This is a genomic window from Halosimplex yunnanense (genome assembly GCF_054504345.1).
The window spans coordinates 1-25771 of record NZ_JBTJEL010000033.1 but is presented as its reverse complement, the minus strand read 5'-3'; the positions used below and the strand labels follow the sequence as shown (position 1 = coordinate 25771).

Annotated in this window: 24 protein-coding genes; 14 read left to right on the top strand and 10 right to left on the bottom strand. The window is 67.6% G+C overall.

The features are described from left to right. The first annotated feature begins 225 nt into the window (after positions 1-225). Positions 226-741: a FlaD/FlaE family flagellar protein gene (locus AB2U09_RS08850; RefSeq protein ID WP_459192351.1), complete on the top strand. Its 516-nt coding sequence runs from the start codon at positions 226-228 to the stop codon at positions 739-741. A 67-nt stretch (positions 742-808) separates the two neighbouring features. Here AB2U09_RS08850 and AB2U09_RS08845 read toward each other — a convergent pair whose 3' ends face one another. Together AB2U09_RS08845 and AB2U09_RS08840 are read right to left on the bottom strand one after the other, a co-directional pair. After that, complete coding sequence (locus AB2U09_RS08845; protein WP_459192350.1) at positions 809-1591, bottom strand: TrmB family transcriptional regulator; 783 nt, start codon at positions 1589-1591, stop codon at positions 809-811. Next, positions 1584-5510 (bottom strand): MMPL family transporter, encoded by a 3927-nt coding sequence (locus AB2U09_RS08840; RefSeq protein WP_459192349.1) that lies wholly within the window; start codon positions 5508-5510, stop codon positions 1584-1586. The genes AB2U09_RS08845 and AB2U09_RS08840 overlap by 8 nt, the downstream gene beginning before the upstream one ends. Before the next feature lie 280 nt (positions 5511-5790). On the opposite strand from AB2U09_RS08840, the gene AB2U09_RS08835 reads away from it, so the two are divergent. Beyond that, on the top strand, positions 5791-6825 hold the full coding sequence (locus AB2U09_RS08835) for an actin-like salactin (RefSeq protein WP_459192348.1): 1035 nt from the start codon (positions 5791-5793) through the stop codon (positions 6823-6825). Between the two features lie 15 nt (positions 6826-6840). Here the strand turns inward: AB2U09_RS08835 and AB2U09_RS08830 are convergent, their stop codons facing one another. Beyond that, positions 6841-7017, bottom strand: a complete 177-nt coding sequence (locus tag AB2U09_RS08830) for a hypothetical protein (protein WP_459192347.1) — start codon at positions 7015-7017, stop codon at positions 6841-6843. A gap of 174 nt (positions 7018-7191) precedes the next feature. Here AB2U09_RS08830 and AB2U09_RS08825 point away from each other — a divergent pair, with 174 nt between their 5' ends. Beyond that, a complete protein-coding gene (locus AB2U09_RS08825; protein ID WP_459192346.1) occupies positions 7192-8541 on the top strand; it encodes a hypothetical protein in 1350 nt (449 codons plus the stop codon). A gap of 104 nt (positions 8542-8645) precedes the next feature. Continuing rightward, the gene (locus AB2U09_RS08820; RefSeq protein WP_274324594.1) at positions 8646-8816 is read left to right on the top strand and encodes a hypothetical protein; all 171 of its coding nucleotides are present in this window, start codon (positions 8646-8648) and stop codon (positions 8814-8816) included. Between the two features lie 116 nt (positions 8817-8932). Here the strand turns inward: AB2U09_RS08820 and AB2U09_RS08815 are convergent, their stop codons facing one another. Further along, the gene (locus AB2U09_RS08815; protein WP_459192345.1) at positions 8933-10024 is read right to left on the bottom strand and encodes a M24 family metallopeptidase; all 1092 of its coding nucleotides are present in this window, start codon (positions 10022-10024) and stop codon (positions 8933-8935) included. Positions 10025-10166: 142 nt separating this feature from the next. Between AB2U09_RS08815 and trpD the strand changes: the two genes are divergently transcribed. The 4 genes from trpD to trpG are packed head-to-tail and all read left to right on the top strand — an operon-like array spanning position 10167 to position 14186. Continuing rightward, complete coding sequence (gene trpD, locus AB2U09_RS08810) at positions 10167-11192, top strand: anthranilate phosphoribosyltransferase (RefSeq protein WP_459192344.1); 1026 nt, start codon at positions 10167-10169, stop codon at positions 11190-11192. Beyond that, a complete protein-coding gene (locus AB2U09_RS08805; protein ID WP_459192343.1) occupies positions 11189-11890 on the top strand; it encodes a phosphoribosylanthranilate isomerase in 702 nt (233 codons plus the stop codon). Before trpD ends, AB2U09_RS08805 begins: the two co-directional genes overlap by 4 nt. Further along, complete coding sequence (gene trpE, locus AB2U09_RS08800) at positions 11887-13566, top strand: anthranilate synthase component I (protein ID WP_459192342.1); 1680 nt, start codon at positions 11887-11889, stop codon at positions 13564-13566. Before AB2U09_RS08805 ends, trpE begins: the two co-directional genes overlap by 4 nt. Beyond that, complete coding sequence (trpG, locus tag AB2U09_RS08795; protein WP_459192341.1) at positions 13563-14186, top strand: anthranilate synthase component II; 624 nt, start codon at positions 13563-13565, stop codon at positions 14184-14186. The genes trpE and trpG overlap by 4 nt, the downstream gene beginning before the upstream one ends. 436 nt (positions 14187-14622) lie before the next feature. On the opposite strand, the gene AB2U09_RS08790 is transcribed toward trpG, so the two are convergent. From AB2U09_RS08790 to AB2U09_RS08770, 5 genes are all read right to left on the bottom strand, one after another. Continuing rightward, complete coding sequence (locus tag AB2U09_RS08790) at positions 14623-15861, bottom strand: tripartite tricarboxylate transporter permease (protein ID WP_459192340.1); 1239 nt, start codon at positions 15859-15861, stop codon at positions 14623-14625. Between the two features lie 147 nt (positions 15862-16008). Further along, the gene (gene rpl12p, locus AB2U09_RS08785; RefSeq protein WP_459192339.1) at positions 16009-16356 is read right to left on the bottom strand and encodes a 50S ribosomal protein P1; all 348 of its coding nucleotides are present in this window, start codon (positions 16354-16356) and stop codon (positions 16009-16011) included. A 5-nt stretch (positions 16357-16361) separates the two neighbouring features. After that, positions 16362-17399 (bottom strand): 50S ribosomal protein L10, encoded by a 1038-nt coding sequence (locus tag AB2U09_RS08780; protein ID WP_459192338.1) that lies wholly within the window; start codon positions 17397-17399, stop codon positions 16362-16364. Position 17400: 1 nt separating this feature from the next. Continuing rightward, positions 17401-18039, bottom strand: a complete 639-nt coding sequence (locus AB2U09_RS08775; protein ID WP_459192337.1) for a 50S ribosomal protein L1 — start codon at positions 18037-18039, stop codon at positions 17401-17403. Positions 18040-18398: 359 nt separating this feature from the next. Beyond that, positions 18399-18887 carry a 50S ribosomal protein L11 gene (locus AB2U09_RS08770; protein ID WP_459192336.1) on the bottom strand — a complete coding sequence of 163 codons (489 nt, stop codon included), beginning with the start codon at positions 18885-18887 and terminating at the stop codon, positions 18399-18401. 297 nt (positions 18888-19184) lie between these two features. Between AB2U09_RS08770 and AB2U09_RS08765 the strand changes: the two genes are divergently transcribed. Both AB2U09_RS08765 and AB2U09_RS08760 read left to right on the top strand, forming a co-directional pair. Beyond that, positions 19185-20183 (top strand): transcription initiation factor IIB, encoded by a 999-nt coding sequence (locus AB2U09_RS08765; protein WP_459192335.1) that lies wholly within the window; start codon positions 19185-19187, stop codon positions 20181-20183. Positions 20184-20335: 152 nt separating this feature from the next. Continuing rightward, entirely contained in the window at positions 20336-21160 is an 825-nt protein-coding gene (locus tag AB2U09_RS08760) for a TrmB family transcriptional regulator (RefSeq protein ID WP_459192334.1), read from the top strand. 40 nt (positions 21161-21200) lie between these two features. On the opposite strand, the gene AB2U09_RS08755 is transcribed toward AB2U09_RS08760, so the two are convergent. Continuing rightward, positions 21201-21401, bottom strand: coding sequence for a VNG_1110C family protein (locus AB2U09_RS08755; RefSeq protein ID WP_459192333.1), 201 nt, complete (start codon positions 21399-21401; stop codon positions 21201-21203). Between the two features lie 144 nt (positions 21402-21545). Between AB2U09_RS08755 and AB2U09_RS08750 the strand changes: the two genes are divergently transcribed. The 4 genes from AB2U09_RS08750 to AB2U09_RS08735 all read left to right on the top strand — a co-directional run. Beyond that, positions 21546-22655, top strand: a complete 1110-nt coding sequence (locus tag AB2U09_RS08750; protein ID WP_459192332.1) for an OBG GTPase family GTP-binding protein — start codon at positions 21546-21548, stop codon at positions 22653-22655. Beyond that, positions 22652-23089, top strand: a complete 438-nt coding sequence (locus AB2U09_RS08745) for a TIGR04206 family protein (protein ID WP_459192331.1) — start codon at positions 22652-22654, stop codon at positions 23087-23089. The genes AB2U09_RS08750 and AB2U09_RS08745 overlap by 4 nt, the downstream gene beginning before the upstream one ends. Positions 23090-23136: 47 nt before the next feature. Then, positions 23137-23889, top strand: coding sequence for a VOC family protein (locus AB2U09_RS08740; protein ID WP_459192330.1), 753 nt, complete (start codon positions 23137-23139; stop codon positions 23887-23889). A 498-nt stretch (positions 23890-24387) separates the two neighbouring features. Then, positions 24388-25771: DUF7827 domain-containing protein (locus AB2U09_RS08735; RefSeq protein WP_459192329.1), on the top strand; the 1384-nt coding region annotated here is incomplete at its 3' end.

The following is a 25771-nucleotide window of genomic DNA, read 5'->3' as shown; positions in this document are numbered from 1 at the left end:
TGTCTCCGTCTCTGCCCTACCGGTTTATAAAAATACGCGCCGGGATATCAGAAGCTGAAATCGGGCGGTTTCGGAGCCGCGACGCGGGGCGGTCAGCATAGCCCGGCCGACGGCTATCGGGCAGTATTTCGAGCCGTTGGCGCCGTCACGCCACGATGTCGTCGTCAGACGCCCGTCTGACTGGGTGGAAGATTTATACCATCGGGGGAGAATACGGACAGTATCATGACGATCAACCCCCGGGACTACGACCTGAACGAACTGCGCGAGATGGCTCGCAAGCGCGGCGACGGCGACGCCGACGTCGATATCGACGAGCGACGTGCCGACCCCGAAGACCCCGCGGAGATGGAGTGGGGCCCCCTCGGTGAGGGGAACGACATGAGCATGTCCGCCGGCGACTCCTTCCGCGCGGGACTGTACCGCGAGCTCCTGCCGCTGGTCGGCGGGAACGACGACCTCGAGAAGCCGTACCTGCGCGGCGTGCCGGACACCTACGCCGCGGAGTTCGTCGTCTTCGAGTGGCTCGAGTTCCTGCTGATGCACGCCGGCTACCAGGGCGCCGCGTCCGCGCTCCACTACTACGAGTCCATCGACTGGATCACCGACGACGTGGAGTCGCGGCTCAACGATTACCTCCTCGGCATCGACGAGAACGGCTCGAACGAGACCACGGACCTCGACGTCGACGACCACATGCTCAGCCTGGTCTACGTCGCGAAACTCGCCGGGATGCAGTAAGGACGCGGCCGAGGAGCGGACGAGCGGAACCGTCTTCGAAAATCGCCGGTCGCGGGGGTGACCGGCGCTACAGTTTCTCTTCGATGTCGCCGCCGAGGTGGCTCCTGAGCAGTTCGAGGAGCACGCCGGCGATGCCCGTTTCGGAACTCCAGATGGCCGTCTCGGTGCGGACGCCGGGCAGCTCCTCGCCGCCGAGGACGCTGAGCAGGACCGTCTCCCCGTCGACGGCGACCAGCCGTCCGGCGGCGCTCGCGGACATCTCTCCCGGGAAGGGCGAGACGATCACCGACGAGTCGCCGAACTGCTCGGTCAGTGCCGGGTCGTCGTGGTCGCCGCTGTAGATCCAGACGTCGATCTCGTCGGCTCGGTCGCGCAGTACGGCCGCGATCTCGTCGCCTATCAGTTCGGGGCTCGTCGCGACCAGCGCGTGGTCCTGGGCGTCGGCGACGATCTGGCTGATCCGCGAGGAGACGTTCTCGCGGCCGTGAACCGTCCAGACGCCCTCCTGGTGTTCGTCCTCGTGGTCCGCGTCCCGGCGGGCGGCCTCCAGGTACTCGAAGGCGCGGTCCTGCTCGCGCTCGAACCGCTCGGTGAGCGTCTCGCGGGCCTCCTCCAGCGGAACCGCGCGGTACTGGATCGGGTTGGACTGCTGGACCTCGACGAGCCCGCGCTCCTCGAGGTTCTCGGCCGCGCCGTAGACCTGCGAGCGGGGAACGTCGGTCATCCGGTCGACGTCGCGTGCGGTTCCGGTCCCGAGCCGTTCCAGCGCGACGAACACCTGCGCCTCGTACTTCGAGAGGCCCAGCCGCTGAAGCGCCTCTATCGCCTCGGACTCGCCGTCCTCACTCATCGTCTCTTTCCCCCTCGTCGGGACGGTGCTCGTCCGTCCGGTGCTCGCGGCTCTCGGGCACAGCCGAGCCGTCGGCGGACGGCGAGTCGCCGTTCGATCCAAGCTGGCCGTCCGCGGGCGGTTCGGCCACCGCCGACTCGCCGTTCGTCGCCGCATCAGGCTGTTCGGCGTCGCTCGCCGACTGCTCGCTGGCGTGCTCGTCGAGCCACGCGTGGTACACGCGCTCGAACGCCGCGGCGTCGATCGCCCCGTCGGCGAGGTGTCGACCCGCGTCGGCGACGTCGCGCTCGCTCACGCGGTCGCCGTCGAGGATGGCGCCGACGATGTCGGTCGTGACCGGCGCCGCGTCGGGGCCGGCGACCGGGACTACGTAGTCCGGCAGGAGCAACTCGCCGTCGAACTCGACTGCGCCGCCGTCGGCCATCCCCTCGGGCACGGTGAGCGTGTACTCGACCTCCGCGCTTGCTCCGTCGTCGAACTCCCAGAGGACGTAGACGTGACCGTCCGCGGTGACCCGCTGGACGGGATCGGGGGAGACGTCGTCGAGGCTGATCGACCCGACCGACGGGCTGTCCCGGAGCACGACCCGGCCGGACGCCGACGGGAGTGTGACGGTCACGTGGGCGGTTCCGCCCGGTCGGACCCGGGCGGGCTCGACCGACCGGGTGGCGTACGGCGTCGAGTCGCCGTTCGTCCGCGTGCCGGCGTCGGGAACCGCCGCCACGTCGTCCGCTGCGCTCGCCGCGGTGGGCCCGTCCGCCGTCGCGGTCGCTCCCGTCGCAGCGGCCGCGCTCGCGGCGCCCGCGTCCGACGTGGTCGCACCGACCGGTTCGTCGCCGTCGCCACTGGGCCCGTCGCCGCCGATCGGGTCGGCGTCCGGGCCGTCGTCGGGCGACTCGGTGGTTTCGAACGCGCCCGCGGGACCGAGATGTCGCGACCAGACCGCGAGCAGGCTGGGCAGGACGAACACGCTCCCGAGGAACGCGTAGACGATCGTGAGCCCGGTGATGAAGCCGAACTGCTGGAGCGGCGGCAGGATGGCGAACACGAGCACGCCGAACCCGCCGACGGTCGTCGCCGCGCTGCCGAGCAGGGCGCCGCCCGTGCCGGTCACTGCCGTCCGCATGGCTTCCCGGGCCGACCCGAGCCGGTCGAGTTCGAGGCTGAACCGCTCGGTGAGGTGGATGCTGTAGGCCACCCCGAGCCCGATGGTCAGGCTCGTGATCATCCCCGTCAGCACGTTGAACGGGATGTCGAGCAGGTACATCGTCCCGAGGATCCACGAGACGTTGAACACGACCGGCAGGAGCGTCACCAGCCCGAGCGTCGCGCTCCCCTCCGCGATCCGGTAGGTGATCATCAGGAAGAGGAAGGAGACCACCAGCGTGATAACGAGGCTCTCGACGACCGTCGTGAGCAGGTCGTTCTGGACGATCTCGTTGACGATCGGCCGGCCGGTCGCGGTGACGGTCACGTCCCCGCCGGTGACGGCCGACTCGACGTCGTTCATCTGATCGGTGACCGCGGAGCCGGCGGCGCCTCCCTGCAGCGAGACGGACAGCCGGAGCGCCCGGTAGTCGCCGCCCTCGCGCTGGACAACCTGTTGGGCGTCGTTCGGTGCCGCCGCGAACAGCGCGTCGTAGACCTCGTCGACGTTCCGGTCGGGGACGCCGTCACCGTCGGTATCTGCTGCCGCGAACGTCGCGTTGAACGTCTCGTTGGTCGCCGCGACCGAGCGCATCACCGTGAGCGGGCTCCGCACGTCGGCCTCGCCGTTCGAGAGTTCGGCGGTCACGTTCTTCTCGGCGACGAGGCGTTCCGTCCGGTTCACCCGCTGGAGCGCGTCGCCGGTGGCTACCTCCCCTTCGTAGAGGAACTCCGCGGTCGCGTCTTCGCGGAGGAAGTTCGCGTTGACGTACTCGAAGGTCGACCGCATCGAGTACTCGCCCGGCTGCATCGCCGCCGGGAGCGACTCCGTCCACGACGGCGGCTCCTCCGCGATGAACTCCTTCTGCTCGAAGGACGTGTCGACGTGCATCGCGCCGTAGGCGCCGCCCGCACTGATCAGCAGCGTGACGAGGATGATCGCCCACGGGGCTCGCTCGGCGGCCGAGGCGCCCACCGCGAGCACGCGGCTGAACGCGCCGCCGCCGGTCCCGAACGCGCGCTTGCGTCGGTCGAACCCGAACCGCTCCAGCAGCGCGTCGGCCTCGACCTTCAGCGCCGGGATCAGCGCGCCGAAGACGACCAGCGCGCCCGTGATCCCGACCGCGCTCACGATCCCGAACTCCCGGATGGGACCGACCGGGCTGGTGAGATTCGAGAGGAAGCCGATGACAGTCGTGGCGGTCACGAGCACCAGCGCGGTGCCCACGCCCGCCAGCGCGGTCCGCATCGACCCGGCGACCGTCTCGTCGCCGCTGTCGTCCTCGCCGGCCTTCGACGGCGACTCCCGCTCCTCCCGGTGGCGCATGAACACGTGGATCGCGTAGTCGATCGACAGCCCGATCAGCAACACCGGGATGGCGACGAACAGCTGGTTGAACGCGACCCCGGTCCAGCCCATGTAGCCGAAGGTGACCAGCAGGACCAGTCCCAGCCCGACCACGCCGAGGACGATGTCGAGCAGGTCGCGGTAGGCGATGGTCAACACGACGAGGACGAACAGGATCGCGAACGGCCCGACGATGATCAGGCTGTCCTGCATCGAGCGGTTGGTCTCGTCGGCGATGATGCCCGCGCCGAAGACCATCGACTCGCCGTCGAGTTCCTGCGCGGCGATCCGCTGGACGGCGATCTGTGAGGTCTGGATCCGCTCGCTGGCCGATCCCTGCGTGATCTCCTCGTCGGTCGTCTGCGTGAGGACGACCATCGTCGCGTTCGCCGCGGTCGACCCCGGCTCGTAGCTCGTCGGCATCAGCGCGAACGCTTCACTGCCGCTCCCCTCCGCGAGGACGCTCTCGACGGTGGTCTCGACCGCCGTGGCGTTCATCGATTCGATCTGCTCGATCTGCGTCGCGAGCGGCGGCATCGAGCCGTTCTCGACGCGCTGCTGGAGGCGCTCGCGGTCCTGCTGGAGCGCCGCCCCTCGCTGCTCCAGCGCGCGGGCGTCGGGTTCGAGGACCCGCTGGATCCCCGCGTAGACGCCCTCGAACTGGCTACCGATCTCGCCAGATCGCTCCCGGTAGGTCGACTCGTTGATCTCGCCGCGGGCGTAGGAGGCGTTCAGCGAAGCCAGCTGTGACTGGAGGGTCCGCGTCTGCGAGGTCAGTTCGGCGAACGACTCGCTCTGGTTGGCCGACAGCCCGGTCGTCGCCCGCTCGCGCGTCGCCGTCAGGTTCCGTTCGATGGCCGCCGCCTGCTCGCGGTAGGCCTCCTCGCCGAGTTCGCCGCTCGCGCGCGAACGGTTGAGTTCGACGTAGTCCTGCTGGAGCGAACGGGTGCGGTTGAGCGCGTCGCTCAGCCGGTCGCCCGTCTCGTTGAGCCGGCGCTGCTCGGTACGCAGCGTCCGAGCACGCTCGGTGAGGTTCTCGGCTTGCTCCTCCCGGATCGCGGTCGTCGCGACGACGTTCGCGATGCCGGTCGGCGGCTGGGACGCCGCGAGCGTCCGGTTGACCGTCTCGTTCTCGCGGACGGCCCGCTCGAAGCGCAAGTGCGACAGCAACGCGTCCCGCGTGAGGATGTTGTCGTCGCGGACGACGACCTGCACTGACGTCGTATTCGCGCTCGTCCCGAAGTTCGAGTCGACGTAGTCCAGCTTCTGGGCCTCCGACGAGGTGGTCTCGAACTGCGAGAGCGACGCGGAGTCCTCGACCTGTACGGCGCCGACGCCGATAGATCCGACGACCAGCAGCAAGACGAGGATCGTTATCCGCCTGTGGTCGACGATCCCGTCTGCCACGTCGCGTATCCCGATCATCGACGATCCCTCCGTCCGACGAATTCCCTGTGTTCTTTCATCACGACAGCTCTGTTGTTAGTATCCTACTAACTCGTACCCTTAACTGTGACGGAACTGATCGGCGTCCCGTCGGTGGGTCCGCCGGACCCCAGCTCAGTCGACGTCATCTGGGGACCGCTGAGGCCGCCGCGTCTCCTATTTTCCGAGTGGATACCGGATAATTTCCGTACGCTCCGACGTTCGCAGAAACGATAATGCACGGGGTACATTTATCCGGGGTGGCGCTAACTCCCGGAACATGAGCGATGACGAGCCGGTTCCGATCGGCGTGAAGCTCGGCAGCACCCGAACGGTCCTGGCCTACCCCGACGAGGATGGCGAGATCCAGACGATCCGAACGCTAACCTGTCTCGCAACGTACGAGGACGCTCTCACCGGCGAGGAGCAGGTCCTCTACGGCGAGGAGGCCGCCCGCGAGTACCCCGACGAGGTCCAGTTCATGCTCCGCTCGGGCCTCCCCGAGGACGAGGACCGCGCCGAACTGACCAAGAAGTTCTTCGAGGCGTTCATCGACGCCAACGACATCCCCGAGAACAGCGGCGTCGTCTACGCCATCCCGACCATCGACAACCCGGAGGGGCTGGAGAACCTCGAAGAAGTGATCGAGGACTCCTCGATCGGACAGGCGCTCGTCGAGAGCTACCCCGAGTCGCTGTGCGGGGCCATCCCCGCTCGCGGCGACGATCTGGAGGCCATCGAGGAGATCTTCGTCGCCGTCAACATGGGGTCGACGAACCTCGAAGCGTCCGGCTACCGCCGCGGCGAGCAACTCGCGCCGTTCACGACCGGTGCCGTCACCGGCAACGAGGTCGACCGGATGATCGCCAACTACGTCGAGGAGGAGACCCAGGGTCGGGTCAACATCGACACCCAGACCGCCCGGGAGTACAAGGAAGAGCACGCGGACTTCGACGACTTCGAGTCGTTCACCGACATCATCCAGCAGCCCGGCGGCGGCTCCCACGAGTTCACCATCGAGCGGAGCGTCATGGACGCCTGCAACGAGTACCTCGACGACGCCGTCGAGGAGTTCTGCAACACCTTCCTGCCGGAACTCGCCAACGACTACATGAAGGTATACCAGCTCGCGCTCGACAACCGGATCGTCCTCACGGGCGGTATGGCCTGCATCCCCGGCATCGTCGGCGAGTTCGAGCGCCGCGTCAGCGAAGAACTCGACCGGGAAGTCGAAGCCGTCGCGGCCGGGCGGCCCGACATCTCGCCGTCGCTCGGCGCCCAGCGCATCGCCGCCCGCCTCGTCGACTCGGCCTGAGAGTCACCCGCCGGATTACGCCCCGGCCCAGCACTCGACCCACGAGACGAACCCGCACGTCGCGGCGTCGACGTCGGTTCGTTCGTACGTCTCGGCCCCGTCGCACGGTCGGTCGGTTCCGTTCGGTCGGTCGCTGTGCCCGCTCGCCTCGCCCACCAGGTCGGCGGGCAGTTCGATCGTGAATCGAGCCATCCAGAGCCTCGTTTCGTGACTCTACTTGTAAAACACCGTCAGACACCCGTCTGCCGGCCGTCCTGTCCACGATCCTCGTCGATTTCGGCGCCGCCGTCGCTGACTGCCGCGGTCGACCCCTGCGCGATGGACGACCCTAGCCACTCATTACCCCCGATAGCATACGGACCACGCATGGCCCCGATTATCAACCAGAATAATTTGGAGGGCGTCGATCAGTCGACGCTCGAGGGGACGGGGCGAGGGGGGATCCTGTCGGAGGGGTACGTGCGGTCCGAGCCGCTCGCGGCGTACCTCGAGGACGGGGAACAGCCGGTTATGCTGCGATCGAACGCGAAGAAAGGCGTCGGCCGGGGCGCGGTCGACTCCGCGGAGACCGAGCGGATCGCCCCCGGAGACGGCTACCGCGCGTTCGCGCTGGCGACGGACGCGCGACTGCTGATTGTCGTCGGTGATACCGACGGCGACGACTGGTCGGTCAGCGTGCCGCTGACAGACGTGGAGGTCGTCGACCACAGCGACGGCGTGCTCGCCAGCGAGTTCGTCGTCACGACGGCGACGGACGCCCAGTGGTACTTCCCGTGTCGGGAGGACCTGATGCCGATGGTCGAGTACCTCGACGCGGCGTCGCTGCGCTGGATCGCGATCGAGGACCATCTCGACGAGGCTCGCGACGCCGTGCTGGAGGCCGATCGGCTCACGCAGTCGTGCGAGTACGACGGGGCGATGGCCGCGGTCCGCGATGCGATGCGCGAGACCGACGCCGCCCGCCGGAGCGAGCGCGAGCTCTGCGAGGACGGCGTCGAGGCGGCCACGACGCGGATCGAACGCGTCGAGGAGCGGATCGAGGGCGCGCGGCTCCGGACGCTCGAAGGCCGCGCCGCCCACGCGATCGACCTCGCGGAGTCCCACTGGCGTGACGGCGAGTACGCGGACGCCCACGACGCCTACGGTGCCGCCCACGACGATTACGAGGAGGCCCTCGCGGCGAACGCCGAGGACGCGGAGGTCGCCGAGCGCCTCCGGACGAAACTCGACAGGGTCGAACGCAACGTCGCTGCGCTGGAACGGACGCCGATCGAGCGCGCGGAAGACGCTCACGAGCGGGCGCTCGACACCGACGACCTCGCCGAGCGCGGCGACGAGCTGGCGTTCGCGCTGGACCGCTACCGGACCGCGCTGGAACTCGACTGGGGGAGGTCGTCCCGCCGATTCGACGGCGACACGGAGGCGATCCGGGAGGCCGTCGACGCTATCGCCCGCGAACTCGTCGAGACGCGGCGGCGATACGCGGCCCAGTGCGTCCGCCGCGGCGACGAGGACCGCGACGCCGGCTGTCACGCACAGGCCGAAGCGAGCTACCGGGACGCCTACGACGCGCTGGTCGAGATCGCCCCGATCGCCCGCGAACTGGTCCCGGAGACACACGAGGCCGTCGCGGACCACTGCGAGGCTGTCGAGGGCCGCCTCCGACGGCTCGACACGACCGACGACCAGACGCCCGTCCCCAGCGGCGGCCACTGAGGCCCTGCAGTCGCCGTCTCTCTGCGCATCATTCGCTGTGAGCCACTGCACTCGCCGGCGAGAACGTAACTATTTATAGTATGCTGCACTATTTTAGGAATATAATGCCCCAGTGTTCGAACTGCGGCGAGCGCATGAGCCGCAACGACGAGACGACGAAGCTCACGGAGTACGTCTGCGCTCGCTGTCACCGGACCGAGATCGTGCGCAAACCCGCCTATCGAGTCACGGCCTCGGCGACGGCGGATTCGGCGGCGGTCGCCGACGACGACTGAGCGGTTCGGACCCGGGCTCGTTTTCGACGACACAAACCGCACAGCGGGAGCTACGCGACGACAGATCGGGAAAAAGTCGGCCGGCGTTCAGTAGCTGAGACGAATAGTCCGGACGCTTACTTGTGCAGGACGGTGTGGCGCTCGAGCGCGGGGCCGTCCCCGACGGGCTTGGCGGTTTCGGTCGGCCAGTCACCGGTGCCGGTCAGCAGTTCGACGCCGTCCTCGGTGACGAGGTGAGTGTCCTCGCTCTTTGCGCCCTGGACCGTCGGGTTCCACGCGTAGGCCATCGGCAGGTGGACGGGGTTCTCGGCGTCAGGTGTGGCGAACCATTCCCGGCCGGCGTAGCCCGCGGCGCCGCCCTGGTGGTGGTTGCGCCACTCGCCCTCGTAGCCCTGTTCGGCGTAGGCGTCCTGGATGGCGGCGAAGATCTCGCTGGCGGTGCCGCCCTCCCGGCCGACCCGCTGCGTCGCGGCGAGCGCACTCGCCTCGACGCGCGTGGCGATCTCCGTGCGCTCGTCGAGCCACTCCGGCGCGTCGAAGGCGACCGTGCGGGTGACGCTCGCGTGGAGGCCGTCGCGGACGGCGGTGATGGAAGCGATGGCGTACTCGCCGAGTTCGGCGTCGCCGGTCGTGAAGTGGCGGTACTGCTGGCAGCGCTTCCCGCTCCCGACGAGGACGACCGGCGACTCGATGCCGCGGGCGAACAGCCGGTCGCGCAGTCGGCCACCGACCTCGCGCTCCTCGTCGTCGGAGCTGGCCTCGCGGACGACGCTCTCCAGCACTTCGGCGGCCTCCTCGCCGAGCGACCGGTAGTTCTCGACGTCCCGGTCGGTCATCGGCTGGCGGAGCGGCGTCGGGTCGACGTCCTCGAAGCCCTCCACGTCGAAGTCGGCCGCGGCCGGCGTCGGGCTCACGTCGGCGACCGCTTCGTCGAGGTCGGCCTCGAACCAGTCGGCCTGCGCGACGGTGACGTCCTCGGGTAGCTCCTCCTCGGCCAGCCGGGAGGCCTCGATGTTGTCGGTGACGACGGTGAACTCCTCGCCGTCGTAGCCCGTGGCGGCGACGCCGAGCGGGGACGCGCGGTCGACGACGTTGTTGCCGCCGGTCGCCCAGGTGAACGAGGCCGGGCGCGCGAACCAGACGGCTTCGAGGTCCCGGTCGGAAAGCAGTGCGTCGAGGCGCTCGCGGACTGCCTCTCGGTGAGTCATGGGTCGTACTGCTCGGCAGCGCCCATTAAAACTCCCGTCCGAGGCGGGTGCTCGGCCCGCTCGACGGCCGGCGCTCCCGACATCCTTAAGTGAATGTACTTATTTGTTCATCGTACTACGGAACAGTCCATCGGTGACATCTATGGAAGCATACATCGAAGCCGTCACGGACGGGGAAGACCTGACGCTGGAGGAGGCTCGGGAGGCGGCGACGGCCGTCTTCGACGGGGCCACGGAGGCACAGATCGGCGCGCTGCTCGCTGGGCTGCGCGCGAAGGGAGAGACGGAAGCCGAGATCGCCGGGTTCGCACAGGGGATGCGCGAGGCCGCGCGGACGATCGACCCCGACCGGTCGCCGCTGGTCGACACCTGCGGGACGGGCGGAGACGACTACAGCACGATCAACGTCTCGACGACGAGCGCCATCGTCGCCGCCGGCGCCGGCGTGTCCATCGCCAAGCACGGCAACTACTCGGTCTCCTCGTCGTCGGGGAGTTCGGACGTGCTCGAGGAGATCGGCCTCGACATGGACACCGAGCCGGAGGCCGTCGAGGCGACCGTCGAGGAGGCCGGCATCGGCTACATGCACGCGCCGGCGTTCCACCCGGCAATGAAGGCCGTCATCGGCCCGCGGCGGGAACTCGGGATGCGGACCATCTTCAACGTCCTCGGCCCGCTGACCAACCCCGCCGGCGCCGACGCGCAGGTCATGGGCGTGTTCGACCACGACCTCGTCGGCCTGATCGGCCGCGCGGTCGCGGAGATGCCCGTCGACCACGCGCTGATCGTCCACGGCTCCGGTATGGACGAGATCACGATCCACGACGAGACGACCGTCGCCGAAGTCGAGGGGAGCGAGGTCACCGAATACACGATCACCCCGGAGGACCTCGGGCTGGAGGTCCACGACATCGAGGCGGTCGCGGGCGGCACGCCCGCGGAGAACGCCGACGATCTGACGGGAATCGTCGAAGGGACTGTCACCGGCGCTAAGCGCGACATCATCCTCGCCAACGCGGGCGCGGCGGTCTACGTCGCCGGGAAGGCCGACTCGCTCGAAGCGGGCGTCGCGGCCGCCGCCGACGCCATCGACTCCGGCGACGCCGCCGCGACACTGGACGAGTTGCGCGAAGTCAGCGCCCGCGTCGCCACCGACGGGGGCCGATGAGCGACGCCACCGAACCGGACTCCCGGTCCCGGTCGAGCCCGCGCGTCAAGATCTGCGGCGTCACCGGCCCGACCGACCGGGACGCGGTCGTCGCCGCCGGAGCCGACGCCGTGGGCGTCATCTGCGACGTCCCCGTCGACACGCCCCGCGAGGTCGACGAGGAGACCGCCGCGACCCTCCTCGACGGCGTCCCGCCGCTGGTGACCGGCGTGCTGGTCACGATGCCGGACGCGGTCGACGACGCGGTCACGCTCGCCGAGGCGCTCAAGCCGGACGCCGTGCAGGTCCACGGTGGACTCTCGCCGAGTGAAATCGGTGCGCTCGGGCGCCGGCTGAGCCAGGATATCGTCGCGGCCGTCGACGCCGAGGCCGACGGTATCGAAGCCTACGCCGACGCGGCAGACGCGCTGCTCGTCGACTCGGTCGACGCCGAGGGCGGCGGGGGCACCGGCGAGACCCACGACTGGGAGCGGACCAGCGAGATCGTCACCGACCTCGACGTGCCGGTGCTCCTCGCCGGCGGACTCACGCCCGACAACGTCGCCGAGGCCGTCGAGACGGTTCGACCGTTCGGCGTCGACGTGGCGACGGGCGTCGAGCGCGTCGACGACGCGGGCAACCGCGTCGGCGGCGAGAAGGACCACGAGGCCGTCCGCGAATTCGTCGCGACTGCGACTCGGGTGGTGACGACGGCATGAGCGGCCCGTCGCTGGACCACTCGAAGGAGGAGTTCGTCGAACTCGCCGCGGCCGACGAACCGGTCGTCGTCCGCGCATCCGCGGAACTCGACACCGACCTCGAACCGCTGGCGGCCTACGCCGCACTGTCGGGCCGGACGACCGACGTCGAGGGCGCCGACTACACCTTCCTGCTGGAGAGCGCCGAGAAGGTGGCCTCCAGCGATCCGGACGGCGCGTTCTCGCCGACGACCGACGACCGCCACGCCCGCTACTCGTTCGTCGGCTACGACCCGAAGGGCGTCGTGACCGTCGACGCCGACGACGCCACTGTCGACGTGTTCGACGACCGCTACGAGACGTGTTTCGACGTGAACGGCGGCGACGTCCTCGACCGCGTCCGCGGGTCGATGCCCGACGTCGAGCGGCGGGGGTTCCCCGACATGGACCGCGAGCACTTCGAGGGCGGCCTCGTCGGCTTCCTCGCCTACGACGCCGTCTACGACCTCTGGCTGGACGAGGTCGGGCTGGAACGGCCCGACTCGCGGTTCCCCGACGCGCAGTTCGTCCTCACCACGAGCACGCTCGTCTTCGACGACGTGGAAGGGACCGTCTCGCTCGTCCTCACGCCCATCCTCGAACCCGGCGACGACGCGGCCGCCCGTTACGAGGAACTGGAAGCAGAGGTCGAGCGCGTCGCGGACCTGCTCGCCGGCGCCGAGGATCTGGAGACCGGCGGGTTCGTCCGCGAGCGCGAGGACGCGGGCCCCCAGGACGAGTACGAACAGGCCGTCGAAACCGCCAAGGAGCACGTCCTCGCCGGCGACATCTACCAGGGCGTCATCTCGCGCACGCGGGAGCTCTACGGCGACGTGGACCCGCTCGGCCTCTACGAGTCGCTCCGGTCGGTCAACCCCTCGCCGTACATGTACGTCCTCGACTACGACGGACTCTCCATCGTCGGCGCGAGCCCCGAGACGCTCGTCGCCGTCCGCGGCGATCAGGTGCTCTCGAACCCCATCGCGGGCACCTGCTCGCGCGGCACCAGCCCCGTCGAGGACCGACGGCTGGCCGGCGAGATGCTCGCCGACGGGAAGGAGCGCGCCGAGCACACGATGCTCGTCGACCTCGCGCGCAACGACGTGCGCCGCGTGGCCGAACCGGGCTCCGTCCGCGTCGAGGAGTTCATGAGCGTCCTCAAGTACAGCCACGTCCAGCACATCGAGTCGACGGTGACGGGGACGCTCGCCGCGGATTCGGACGCCTTCGACGCGACCCGCGCTTCCTTCCCCGCGGGCACGCTCTCGGGCGCGCCGAAGATCCGCGCGATGGAGATCATCGACGACCTCGAACGGTCGCCGCGAGGCCCCTACGGCGGCGGCGTCGGCTACTTCACGTGGACTGGCGACGCCGAGCTCTGCATCGTCATTCGGACCGCGACCGTCGAGGATCTGGACAGCGACTACGGCGCGGACGTCGACAGTGCTGCCCTCGCACCGGGAATCGATGACCGCGTCACCGTCCAGGCCGGTGCGGGCATCGTCGCAGACAGCGACCCCGAAAGCGAGTACGAGGAGACCGAGAAGAAGATGGGCGGCGTCCTCGACGCGCTCGAAGCCATCGAGATCGACGACCCGGTGGATGAGGCAGCGAGTGAAAGCGATGCCGCCGTCGAGGCAGAGGAGGTGTCCCGATGAGCGCCGGACAGCACGAACAGCCGGAGAAAGCCGACGTGCTCTTCGTCGACAACTTCGACTCGTTCACCTACAACCTCGTCGAGTACGTCAGCGAGCACGCCGACACCGAGGTCGTCCGCAACACGGCCTCGCTGGACGACGTTCGCGCGGCCGACCCGGACGCCATCATCATCAGCCCTGGCCCCGGCCACCCGAAGAACGACCGCGACGTGGGCGTGACGACCGACGTCCTCACCGAGGTCAGCCCCGAGGTGCCGACGCTGGGCGTCTGTCTCGGCCTCGAAGCCGCCGTCTACGCCTACGGGGGCGAAGTCGGCCGCGCCCCCGAACCCATCCACGGCAAGGCCTTCCCCGTTGACCACGACGGCGAGGGCGTCTTCGCCGGCCTCGACCAGGGCTTCCAGGGCGGCCGCTACCACTCGCTGGTCGCCACCGAGGTGCCCGACTGCTTCGAGGTGACCGCGACGACCGAGGCCGAGACCGAAGACGGCGACACGGTCGAACTCGTCATGGGGATCCGCCACCGCGAGCACCCCATCGAGGCCGTGCAGTTCCACCCCGAGTCCGTGCTCACTGCCGTCGGCCACGACGTGATCCGCAACTTCCTCGACGGCGTCTGAGTTTCTGCGACTTGATTTTCTACCGTGGCGCGCGCTGTCGCGAGTCTCGTCTCGCGACTGTAGTCGTGCGAGGGATGAGCGACCGTAGGGAGCGAATCGGTTGGGGAGGTTCGTGGCTGTCTGCGGTGCTGTGCTGTCTCTGGTGGACTGAAAGGGCGAGGCGGGCTCGCGTTCATCTAGTCGTCTGCGCGGGCACTATCCGCGCGGGCGGTGCCGAGAGCGCGGATATCCCGCCGCAGCGACCGCGAGCGCACCGAGGGCTTTCATCGTCTATCGTTCACTGCGGTTGCAGCAACTTCTAGCGAGCGCGCCGAGGGCTTTCAACGCTCAGCGATTCCTGCGGTTACGCTGATCCCTCGTAGGCGGCGAGGGCTTTCGTCGCTCACAGTCAGTCGCTCCAGAGACAACATCTCATCAGGTGACGACTCCATATATCCTACGCTCCGACCATCAGCGGGACGAGCAAGACGCCCATCAACGACGCGCGACGCGAACCGAACTTCACGGGCACCAACCCGACGAGCGTCGAGACGCCGAAAACGCCTACACCGAGCGGCCCGGTCAAGACTGCGATCACGACCAGCACGAGGCACAACACGCCAACAGAGAGCTTGGTGTAGTCGGCCTGCCCGACCCGCCGCAAGTACCCGTCGCCGAGAGTCACCACGAGCACGAAGCCGGCCGCAGCAGCGACGAGCACGCTTCCGAGCATGAGCGGGAGATCCATCGGAACGCCGGCGTCCTCGACGGCGACCATCACGCCGGTCCGGGGCGTCCCGAGCGCGACGAGCGCCAGCAGCGCAAAGATCGTGTTCGCGGTGTTCACGCCGCTGGTCGTCACCACGAACGCCCGGGGGCCGTCGCCCGAGACAGCCAGCAGGGCGACCGTCGCCGCGATAGCGCTCGACACCCCTGGAACGTACCCGACGATAGCCCCCGAGACCGTCCCGATCAATGCGAAGCCCGCGACCGCTCGCCGGGACGTGCTCACGTTCGCGCCGTCCTGCTCCGGCACGCCCTCGCCGGTCAGCGCGTCGAGTAGAACCGGCGCGCCGAACAGTCCCGTGAAGATCGGAGCGAGCATGCCACCCGACTCGACGAGCCCACCGGCGGGCAGGTCCAGCACTACCAGCCCAAGTAGACCGCTGGCACCGACGGACAGCGCTGCGCCGAGTCGGCCGACATTCGTCGCTTCCGTGAGGACGAGCACGACCACAACGCCGCCCAACAGCAACGGCAGGTGCGCCCGTAGCGTGGGATAGACGGCGGTCATCGCGCGGGTCATCGGGATCGCCAGCGGCACGGCGAGCACGACTGCGGCCCCGCTCCCGAGCGCCGACAGTCGCAACGCCTCCCGGCCGCGGCCCGCGAGTACCAGCCGGTGGCCCGGCAACGCCGAACTCGCCATCGCGGGGTCGGGGACACCGAGTGCGAGCGCGGGAACGACGTCGAGGAACGTGTGGACGGTCCCGGCAGCCAGCATCGCCGCCCCGACGAAGCGGACTGGACCGGGAACAGACGGCGCAATCCCTGCGAGCAGGAGCGCGAACGTGTTGGCGTGGATCCCCGGGGTCAGCCCACTGATCGTCCCCAACACGACGCCGCCGGCCAGAAAGCTGCAGAACAGCAGCGTCTGTCGAGGTGCGACGACGACGCGGACGCCGAGAGGGTCCATCGAGATGGAGTGGCCCCGCGATGACGCATAAATGCTCGCGCGTCAAACCGCGCGGCTGCGGCCGCACGGTTCGTGAGCAGCACCGCAATTCGTTCGCGAGTGCAGCGGCTCGCCGGTGGAATAAATCGGAGAAGGTGTTGGCCGGAGTTAGCCGAACAGCTCGCCGAGGCCCTCGCCGCTGGCCTCGTCGTCCTCGTCGTCGTCGTCGCCGCCTTCGTCGGCGTCGGCTTCCTCGGCTTCCTCGTCGTCGCCCTCGTCGGCCGCGTCGGCCTCGCCGCCAGCGGCGCCGCCCGCGGACCCACCGGTCGCGGCGGGAACTGCGGCGGCCTGCTCGACGGCCTCGTTGATGTCGACGTCTTCGAGCGCCGCGACGAGCGCCTTGACGCGGGATTCCTCCACGTCGACGCCCGCGGCCTCGAGCACGTCGGTCAGGTTGTCTTCGTTGATCTCTGCGTCGGTCTCGTTCAGGATGAGTGCTGCGTAAACGTATTCCATTGTTGTTAGAACATGGCTCCCATGGCGTCCCCGACGTCTTCGTCGTCGTCATCGTCCTCGTCGGCCTCCTCGGCCTCGGATTCGTCGTCGGACTCGTCGGCGGACTCCTCGGTGTCGGTCTGGTCGTCAGTCGATTCCTCAGCTGCGGGTGCGTCGACGTCCTGGAGCTCCTCCGGCAGGGCCTCGGGGTCGTCGACCTGCGCCGCCAGCGCGCGAACCTGCGCGTCGGCCTTCGAGACGAGGTCGTCCGCGAGGTCCGGGCTCTCGATGGCGGCCTGGAGCCCGAGGCTCTTGGCGTCGCCGCGAGCCGTCTGGAGCAGCGTCGGAGCGGTCTGGGCCGTCGGGTAACTGGCGTTGATCGAGAGGTTGCGGGCGCGTGCGGCCGCCGCCTCGATGTCCGCCTGGTACTCCTCGACGTCCAGTTCGAGCTCCTCGGGTTCGAACAGCACGCCGTCGGCGTAGACGGCGCGCAGGTCCAGCCCGACTTCCTTGGGCTCGATGCCCAGTTCGTTCAGGACGTTCGCGAGATCCGCCGAAACCTCCTCGCCGGTCTCCAGCACCGTGGAGTCCTCGAGGACCTGAATCGACCCTTCCTGGATGCGGGCGTTCGCGCCGACCTGCTGGAGGTCGCCGACGAACGGACCGGGGTCGATGCCGGTGTCGCCCTCGGGGATGACGATGTCGTTCGGGGCGATCTCGCCGGCGTTGATCGGTGCCGGCGTCTTCGAGGCTTCCAGCTGCTGGAAGAGCCCGAACGGGTTGTCGTTGGTGCCGATGAGACCGACCTGTCCGGAGACGTAGTCGGTCAGGACTTCGAGGCCGTCGTCGACCTCCTCGAGCGCGCGCTCGACGAGCGTGTTGCGCGAGACGCGCAGTTCGGCGGTCCCGTACAGGTCCCGGCGCATATCCTGGAGCTGTCGGGAGGGGATGCCGGTGATGTCGACGATGCCGACGCTGTCGTACGATTCGATCATCTCGACGACGTCGGCGACCTCCTCCTGTTTCCACTGCGGGATGGTCTCGGTCTTGCGTTCTGCGCTCATATCAGGCGACCTCCACTGCCGGCCCCATCGTCGTCTTCACGTAGATGGAGTCGATGTTGAGGGGACCTTTCTCCAGGTCCGCGTGAAGCCGCCGGAGGATCACGTCGATGTTGTCGCCGATCTCTTCGGCCGACATGTCCTCGGCGCCGACGCGGGTGTGGAAGGTGCGCCGGTCGCGGCTCCGGATGGTCACTGAGTTCTTGAGGCGCTCGACCATCTCGACCACGTCGTCGTCCGGCGCGATCGGGTCGGGCATCTTTCCTCGCGGACCGAGCACGGTCCCGAGGTATCGACCGATGTCCTGCATGAGGGACTCCTCTGCGAGGAAGAAGTCGGTCTCGTCGGCCAGGTCTTTGGCCTCGTTGTCGTTGTCGCCCAGGTCTGCTAACTCGTCGCTGTCGAGGACCTCTTCGGCAACGTCCTCGGCGCGGAGGGCTGTCTCGCCCTCCGCGAACACGACGATATTGGTCTCCTGTCCGGTACCGGACGGGAGGACCACGTCCTGGTCGACGCGGTTCGACGGATCGTCTAAGTCAATGTCGCGCAGGTTAATCGCGAGGTCGACCGTCTCCTCGAAGTTTCGGGGAGGGGCGTCCTCGAGTGCGCGAGTTACTGCGTCTTCTATTTCCTGATCTGCCATTGTTCACCTCCGTAGTACGCCAACGGCTCCTACGGGTCAGTGAAACAGGCAAAGCCTGTCTCACCCGTGGAGACGCCGATGCGAAACTTAAACCCGTCGAAGCGAAGGAAGCCCGTCACTCGGTGACAGCCGAGGTGTGACTACCGATCGGGAAACCGCGAAAGAAAGCCGAGTCGTCGGACCGTTTATCGCCTGTAGTCCGCTTCGTTAGGCGCCACTTCCTCGGCGAAGACACCGAAAATCGAGCGGCGCTCGATTTTCGAGCGTTTACGCCCTCGCCCGCGGCTCAGGCCGCGGCCTCGTCCGCAAACACACCGTCAGAGCTCGCTCTGACGACCCTTCCCGTCGTTAGCGCCGGCTTACGCCGCCGCTTCCTCGGCGAAGACGTCGTCGTACTCGCCCTCGTCGATCCGCTCTTTGAACTCGCGGGGGTCGTTGCCCTCGATGGTGACGCCCAGCGAGGTGCAGGTACCGACGACTTCTTTCGCGGCGTTCTTCAGGTCGTAGGCGAGCAGGTCCGGGTGTTTCTGCTCGGCGATCTGCTTGACCTGTTCGGCCGAGAGGTCGGCGACGAACGTCTCCTGCGGTTCGCCGCTGCCCGTCTCGAAGCCGGCCTCGTCCTTGATGAGTTCGGCCGTCGGCGGGACGCCGACCTCGATCTCGAACGAGCCGTCGTCCTCGTACTCGATGGTGACGGGGACTTCCGTGCCGTCGAAGGCTTCGGTCTGGTCGTTGATCTCCTGGACGACTGCCTGCACGTCCACGGGCGTCGGGCCGAGTTCCGGTCCGAGGGGCGGGCCCGGATTGGCCTGCCCGCCGGGAACGAGCACTTCGATAGTTCCAGCCATACACGACGAAACCGTCGGGGCGGGTTTAAGAATTGCTTTTCCGGGACGCTCTGTGATACACCGACTCATGTGGGTACTGTACCCATTGTCCTTCGGTCGCACTTGCGCTAGATGGGTATCGAGTGATAGCCTCTCCCGACCGGAAAGTGAGCCCCCGACCGACGAATCGAGCCCGCTGTCGCCGAATGTCTGTAACTACTTCTGTAACAACTCTGCAATACCTATTTCAGTGCTCAATTCTAAGGGGCGTATGCAGAACGCGGGTCGGTGGAGACAGGCCACCGGCCCGGGACCACAATGACAAGCACGAACCAGCGAGTTACGGACCGTCACGTCCAGCCATTCGAACGTGAGGGCGAGGAGTCCGAAGTCGAACACGACGAGACCGGGGGCGAACGCGAACGGAACGAGTGTCCCGAGTGCGGCGCGGCGGGGATCACCGACGAGAAGCGCGGGGAGACGGTCTGTCGGGACTGCGGCGTGGTCTTCGAGGAGGACGTCGTCGACCGCGGTCCCGAGTGGCGGTCGTTCGACGCCCGCGACAAGGCGGAGAAGAGCCGCGTCGGCTCGCCGACGACAGAGATGCTCCACGACAAGGGCCTCTCCTCCGTGATCGACTGGCAGAACAAGGACGCTCACGGACAGGCCCTCTCGGCGAAAAAGCGCGAACAGATGTCCCGGCTGCGCACCTGGGACGAGCGGTTCCGGTCGCAGGACGCCAAGGACCGCAACCTTAAGCAGGCGCTCGGCGAGATCGACCGGATGGCCTCGGCGCTGGCCGTTCCGAAGGACGCCCGCGAGACGGCGAGCGTCATCTACCGCCGCGCGCTCGACGAGGAGTTGCTCCCCGGCCGCTCCATCGAGGCGATGGCCACCGGGTCGCTGTACGCCGGCGCCCGACAGGCGGGCGTCCCGCGGACGCTCGACGAACTGGAGGGCGTCAGCCGGGTTGAGCGGAAGGAGTTCGCGCGCGCGTATCGGTACATCGCTCGCGAACTCGAACTGGCGATGGAGCCGACCGACCCCGCCAAGTACGTCCCCCGGCTGACTTCCGACCTCGGCTTGCCCGAGGAGACCGAGCAGCGGGCGGTCGAACTGCTCGAAGCCGGCAAGCGCGAGGCGGTCCACTCCGGGAAGAACCCGGTGGGCCTCGCCGCGGCGGCGATCTACGCGGCCGGGCGGCTGACGAACGTCGACGTGACTCAACACGAGGTCGCCGACGTCGCCGACGTCTCGGCGGTGACGATCCGGGACCGCTACACCGAGTTGCTGGACGCACACGAGCGGCCCGCGTGAGGCGATCGCCGTGGCAACTCCCACAGCGGCGTGGGGCCGCTCCGAACGACTACCGTCCGTGAACGACTCACCGCCGTGAGTCGCCACCCGCCGTGAACGACCACTGTTATGACCCCGACCGTGTAAGGTTCGCTGAGCGATCACCTGAATCCATGTCGACCGACGAGTCAGCCGGTCCGGGCGACGACGACCTCGTCGCCGAGACGACGGCGCTGCTGGAGACGTTCGGGTTGACCGCCTACGAGGCCAAATGCTTCGTCGCGCTCACCCGCATCGGCCACGGCACCGCCCGGGAACTCGCCGAAGTTGCCGACGTGCCCCGGCCGCGCGTCTACGACAGCGTCGAGTCCCTGCAGGAGCGCGGGCTCGCCGACGTGCAGGACTCCCAGCCCCGTCGCTTTCGGGCCCCGGAGCCGCGCGACGCCGTCGAGACCATCCGCCGCGACTACGGCGAGCGACTCGACCGCCTCGAGGGCCTCCTCCCCCGCCTCCGGGCGCCCGAACCCCGCGACGAGCGTGCGGGGATCTGGGTCGTCGAAGGCGACGACGCCGTCAGCGACCGACTCGTCGCGCTCGCCGACGACGCTACCGAGGAGTTGCTCCTCGTCGTTGCCGTCGAGGGACTCCTCACGGAGGAACTTCGCGAATCCCTGTCGAAGGCCGACGGCCGGGACGTCTCGATCACCGTCGGCTCCCCGAGCGAATCGATCCGGGAGGCTGTCGCCGAGGCCGCGCCCCACGCGACGGTCGTCGAGACGTGGACCTGGTGGGAAGACCACCCCATCCGGGCTGGCGAAATCAGCTCGATCCTCATGGCCGACGGGAGCGAACTACTCGTCAGCTCGGACCACGAGACGGATCTGCCCGGCGTCGACCGGCACAGCGCCGTCTGGACCGACGACGAGCGAGCACCGCTGGTCGGACTGATGCAGCCGCTCCTCGCGGGCGCGATCCGGTCGGGAGCCAGCGCTCGGTAAGCGGCGCGCTGGAGAATCGAAACCTCCGCCGGGCCCCGGTTCAGGCGACCGAGATCCCGTTGCGAGCCAGAAAGTCGCTCGCGTCTTTGATCTCGACGGGGCTGCCGATGATCCGCACCCGACACTCCTCTTCCCGGATCGTCAGTGTGAACCGCCGTTCGAGGTCGTCCTCTAGTCCGTCGACCGCGTCCGCCGGGAGGAGGATCTCCGTGCTGTCACGGAGCCGCGCCGGGTCAGCCATGATCGATCCTGCTGGCTCTCCTCGTATTAGTGTATCGAAGCCGTTCATTCGTCCGCGAAATCCCGTCCCGGAGACACGACCGGGCCGGACGCGACCCGCTTCGGAAGAACACCTTTTTCGGTACCGCTTGCCGATTCACAGGTGATGGGGCTCGAAGAGGAGATCCGCGAGATCGAAGAGGAGATCGCGAACACGCCCTACAACAAGTCGACCGAGAGTCACATCGGCCGGCTGAAAGCGAAGCTCGCGGAGAAAAAGGAGAAGCTGGAGAACCAGTCCTCGGCCGGCGGCGGCTCGGGGTACGCCGTCGAGAAGACCGGTGACGCCACCGTCGCCCTCGTCGGGTTCCCCAGCGTCGGTAAGTCCACGCTCCTCAACGCCCTCACCAACGCCGAAAGCGAGGTTGGCTCCTACGAGTTCACCACGCTCGACGTCAACCCCGGGATGCTCCAGTACAACGGCGCGAACATCCAGATGCTGGACGTCCCCGGGCTCATCGAGGGCGCTGCCGAGGGCCGCGGTGGCGGCCAGGCCGTCCTCTCGGTCGTCCGGACCGCCGACCTCGTCGTGTTCGTGCTCTCGGTGTTCGAGATCGACCAGTACGCACGCCTGCGCGAGGAGCTGTACAACAACAAGGTCCGCCTCGACACCGAACCCCCGCGGGTCACCGTGCGGAAGAAACACAAAGACGGGATCCACGTCACCTCCAGCGCCGACCTGAATCTGGACGAGGAGACGATCAAGAGCGTCCTCCGCGAGCGCGGGTACGTCAACGCCGACGTGAACATCGGCGAGCAGGTCGACATCGACCGCCTCCTCGATGGCGTGCTCGACAATCGCGAGTATCTTCCCTCGCTCGTGACCGTCAACAAGGCCGACCTCATCGAGCCCGACTACCTCGATACGGTCCACGAGCAACTCCGCGACCACGACATCGACCCCGAGGAGTCGGTGTTCATCAGCGCCGCGGAACAGAAGGGCCTCGACGCGCTCAAACAGGCCATCTGGGAGGAACTCGGCCTTATCCGGGTCTACATGGACAAGCCCGGCCGCGGCGTCGACTACGACGAGCCGCTGGTCCTCCGGGAAGGCGCCACCATCGAAGACGCCTGCGCGAAGCTCGGCGGCGAGTTCGAGGACCGGTTCCGGTTCGCCCGCGTCTCCGGCCCGAGCGCGCAACACGACGAGCAACAGGTCGGGATGGACCACGAACTCGCCGACGAGGACGTGCTTCGCATCCTAACGACTCGATGACTCGCGGGCGCGCACGCGAAACGTCCCAGCTCACTGCTCGACGACCTCTCGTTATCCTCGCGGCCGGAATCGTGCCCTGGCTGGTGATCCCCTACGACGGGGGCGTCAGTCTGACCTTCTCCGTCGCGCTCGTCGCGCCCGAGACGCTGACGGTGACTTCCGTCTACCACTACGTTTTCGTCTACACCCGCGACATCCCGTCGGCACTCCTCGCCTGGCCGACCGCGACGCTGCTCTACGGAACGGGAGCGGCGAGCGCCTTCCTCGCTCGCATCGATCGGGAAGACCGGCGCGTCACGACTGGGCTGTTCGCCCTCGCGGCGTTCGACGTGTGCTATGCTGCCGTCGGGTTTTCGTCCACGCGTGCGGGGACCGTCGCCGTCCCGCTGGGAGCGCTCGCGCTCGGCGCCGCGGCGTGGACGAGCCGCCCCTGACTGCCGCGTTCGGTACCCTTTTCGAACTGGCTACCCAGCAAACGCGTATGGACGGAACGCTCGACCACGTGATGATGCGCGTCGAGGATCTTGACGAATCGCTCGAGTGGTACCAGACACACCTCGGCTACGAGGAGAAGGGCCGCTGGGAGGCCGAGACCTTCACCAACGTCTTCCTCGGTCCGGAAGACGTCCACGAGGAGGGCGCGCTGCTGGAACTCACGTACAATCACGACGGCAGGTCGTACACCATGGGTGACGGCTGGGGACACATCGCCGTCCGCGTCGAGGACGTGCACGACGCCTACTACGAACTGATGGACGAGGGCGTCGAGGACTACCGCCGACCGGAGGACAACCCTGGCTACGCCTTCGTCAAGGACCCCGACGGCCACGAGATCGAGATCGTCGAACGGGACTTCGGCGCCCGCTGGAGCATCGACCACACGATGGTCCGCGTCGAGGACGCCGACGAGCACCTCGGCTGGTGGACCCGCAAGTTCGAGTACGAACACACCGGCCGCTGGGAGGCCGACACCTTCGCCAACTACTTCGTCAAGCCCGAGGACGCCGCCGAGGAAGCGATGGCCGTCGAACTCACGTACAACTACGACGGTCGCTCGTACGAACTCGGGGACGCGTGGGGCCACTTGGCCGTTCGCGTCGACGACCTCGACGACGCGTGGGACACCCTGCTGACCCGCGAGACAGAAGATTACCGCGACCCCGAGAGCTGCGACAACAACTACGCGTTCACCAAGGATCCCGACGGTCACGAAGTCGAGATCGTCACGTCATAGGTTGGTTGCCGCTCGACCGCAACGGAGTGGGCACTTTCTCACTGTTTCGTCGAAGTAGGTTTCGCTGAGTCCGCGAGCGACGAGTGCGGCATCACAACTCGGATACTGTCAGCGGATCGGGGTGGTCTCGCCGCGAGGCAATACGGCGAGTACGTGAGACGAGCGATATCGGCCCGGTAGCCTGGTCTTACCGGAGTGTTCTGACACTTAATCCCCCTGTCTGTATGCCCTGCGTGAGACAGGCGTCTGACACATCTCTGGAGGTGAGGGAACGTGTCACACACGCATTCTACGGGGCGATCTGGAGGTTATACGGGGGATTCCTCCCGGTGCCGTGACCACAAAGCATTTATAACATCCGACGCTGGTTCATACCGTACCCCTACCCATGGCTGCAGTACTGAGTACACCACTGCTGGTTCGGCGCGGCCGACTCTCGGTCGCGTGTCCGCGTGGTTGGAAAGCTGCTGTGGCCGCTGACAGAAGTTCAAACAAACTATGACAGGAACTAACGACAAACTTCGCAGCCTCTTCCTGACGCTGCTGATGGTTACGTCCGTCTTCGCGGGCACCATCGCATTCGCAGGAACAGCCGCTGCGGCCAACACGGACCCCGGCCTCTCCGACGCACAGGAGCGGCAGAACGGGGACGGTGACGTCGTACTGAATTTCAACCAAAGTGTCGTGCAGGAAAACGGTGACGACCTCAACGCCTCGAACTTCAACGTGTACGTTCGACAGGCTGGTACCGGCGACTTCGTCGAGTACAACGGTACCACCAACGGGACGTACATCAGCGAGAACGACAACGTTGAGTCCCTCAGCAACGGGGACGTCACCTACGACAACCCGAGTACTGTCGTCCTTCAGGGTGACAGCACCTGGGGCGACCTGAACCCGGCCGACGAGGTCAAGGTCGACGTCGGTAACGGCTCGTCGATCTACTCCGAGATCTCCGGCTCCGTCGAGTCCGGTGTCGAGATCGGCAACGTTACGGTCGAGACGGCGGCCTACGAGCTCTCTCAGAGCACCGGCAACCTCAACCGTAGCGACGCCGCTCGTATCTACCAGGGCACTGCCATTAGCTTCCTGGCACAGGACGACGACACGGAGATTCTCCTCCGTAACGTCGAAACCGGCGAGATCGTCCTCGACGGTTCGACCGGTCAGTACAGTAACTCGATCATCTTCAACAGCGAGGACCTCGAGTCCGGTTCGACGTACCGACTGATCTTCGAGGAGACCGGTACCAACACCGTCTCGAAGTACTTCAACGTCACGTCGCTCCGCATGTCGGCCTCGCTCGACGAGGACGGCACGATGTTCGAGCACAACGAAGACGCGGAGATCACCGTCAGTGGTGACTCCATCCGTGGCGGCCAGCCCGTCGCGATTACGGTCGAAGGTAACTCGACGCAGTACGAGCGGATCTCCTGGAACAACCGCGGCGAGTTCGAGGAGACCTTCAACTACGGAACGGACCTCGACGCTGGTGACTACGAGGTCACCGTGACGGACGTCCTGACCGGCGCCGAAGTCTCCGCCGGTGAGTTCTCCGTTGACTCCTTCCCGAGCGCCGACTCCGCCTCGTTCGGCGGCGGCGTCTTCGAGGAGGAGCGCGGTGACGTCGTTGAGATTCCGGTTAATCTGGACGACAGCGAAGAGGGCGCCCAGGCGACCGTGTCGATCGGGACCCTGAGCGAGACGAACTACGTGACGAACGTGACGGTTGCCGACGAGGACGGCGACGGCGAGGTCGTCGTCGAGTGGAACACGTACATGTCCGGCACGGGCGAGCGCGACCACATCTTCAGCGCCGAAGGCGATGACAACGTCACCGCCTGGGGCGGTGAGAGTGGGAGCTTCGTCGATGCCGTGCGTG

Coding starts and splice junctions, on each gene's coding strand:
- AB2U09_RS08850 (WP_459192351.1), top strand. CDS start 226: ATGACGATCAACCCCCGGGACTACGACCTGAACGAACTGCGCGAGATG.
- AB2U09_RS08845 (WP_459192350.1), bottom strand. CDS start 1,591: ATGAGTGAGGACGGCGAGTCCGAGGCGATAGAGGCGCTTCAGCGGCTG.
- AB2U09_RS08840 (WP_459192349.1), bottom strand. CDS start 5,510: ATGATCGGGATACGCGACGTGGCAGACGGGATCGTCGACCACAGGCGG.
- AB2U09_RS08835 (WP_459192348.1), top strand. CDS start 5,791: ATGAGCGATGACGAGCCGGTTCCGATCGGCGTGAAGCTCGGCAGCACC.
- AB2U09_RS08830 (WP_459192347.1), bottom strand. CDS start 7,017: ATGGCTCGATTCACGATCGAACTGCCCGCCGACCTGGTGGGCGAGGCG.
- AB2U09_RS08825 (WP_459192346.1), top strand. CDS start 7,192: ATGGCCCCGATTATCAACCAGAATAATTTGGAGGGCGTCGATCAGTCG.
- AB2U09_RS08820 (WP_274324594.1), top strand. CDS start 8,646: ATGCCCCAGTGTTCGAACTGCGGCGAGCGCATGAGCCGCAACGACGAG.
- AB2U09_RS08815 (WP_459192345.1), bottom strand. CDS start 10,024: ATGACTCACCGAGAGGCAGTCCGCGAGCGCCTCGACGCACTGCTTTCC.
- trpD (WP_459192344.1), top strand. CDS start 10,167: ATGGAAGCATACATCGAAGCCGTCACGGACGGGGAAGACCTGACGCTG.
- AB2U09_RS08805 (WP_459192343.1), top strand. CDS start 11,189: ATGAGCGACGCCACCGAACCGGACTCCCGGTCCCGGTCGAGCCCGCGC.
- trpE (WP_459192342.1), top strand. CDS start 11,887: ATGAGCGGCCCGTCGCTGGACCACTCGAAGGAGGAGTTCGTCGAACTC.
- trpG (WP_459192341.1), top strand. CDS start 13,563: ATGAGCGCCGGACAGCACGAACAGCCGGAGAAAGCCGACGTGCTCTTC.
- AB2U09_RS08790 (WP_459192340.1), bottom strand. CDS start 15,861: ATGGACCCTCTCGGCGTCCGCGTCGTCGTCGCACCTCGACAGACGCTG.
- rpl12p (WP_459192339.1), bottom strand. CDS start 16,356: ATGGAATACGTTTACGCAGCACTCATCCTGAACGAGACCGACGCAGAG.
- AB2U09_RS08780 (WP_459192338.1), bottom strand. CDS start 17,399: ATGAGCGCAGAACGCAAGACCGAGACCATCCCGCAGTGGAAACAGGAG.
- AB2U09_RS08775 (WP_459192337.1), bottom strand. CDS start 18,039: ATGGCAGATCAGGAAATAGAAGACGCAGTAACTCGCGCACTCGAGGAC.
- AB2U09_RS08770 (WP_459192336.1), bottom strand. CDS start 18,887: ATGGCTGGAACTATCGAAGTGCTCGTTCCCGGCGGGCAGGCCAATCCG.
- AB2U09_RS08765 (WP_459192335.1), top strand. CDS start 19,185: ATGACAAGCACGAACCAGCGAGTTACGGACCGTCACGTCCAGCCATTC.
- AB2U09_RS08760 (WP_459192334.1), top strand. CDS start 20,336: ATGTCGACCGACGAGTCAGCCGGTCCGGGCGACGACGACCTCGTCGCC.
- AB2U09_RS08755 (WP_459192333.1), bottom strand. CDS start 21,401: ATGGCTGACCCGGCGCGGCTCCGTGACAGCACGGAGATCCTCCTCCCG.
- AB2U09_RS08750 (WP_459192332.1), top strand. CDS start 21,546: ATGGGGCTCGAAGAGGAGATCCGCGAGATCGAAGAGGAGATCGCGAAC.
- AB2U09_RS08745 (WP_459192331.1), top strand. CDS start 22,652: ATGACTCGCGGGCGCGCACGCGAAACGTCCCAGCTCACTGCTCGACGA.
- AB2U09_RS08740 (WP_459192330.1), top strand. CDS start 23,137: ATGGACGGAACGCTCGACCACGTGATGATGCGCGTCGAGGATCTTGAC.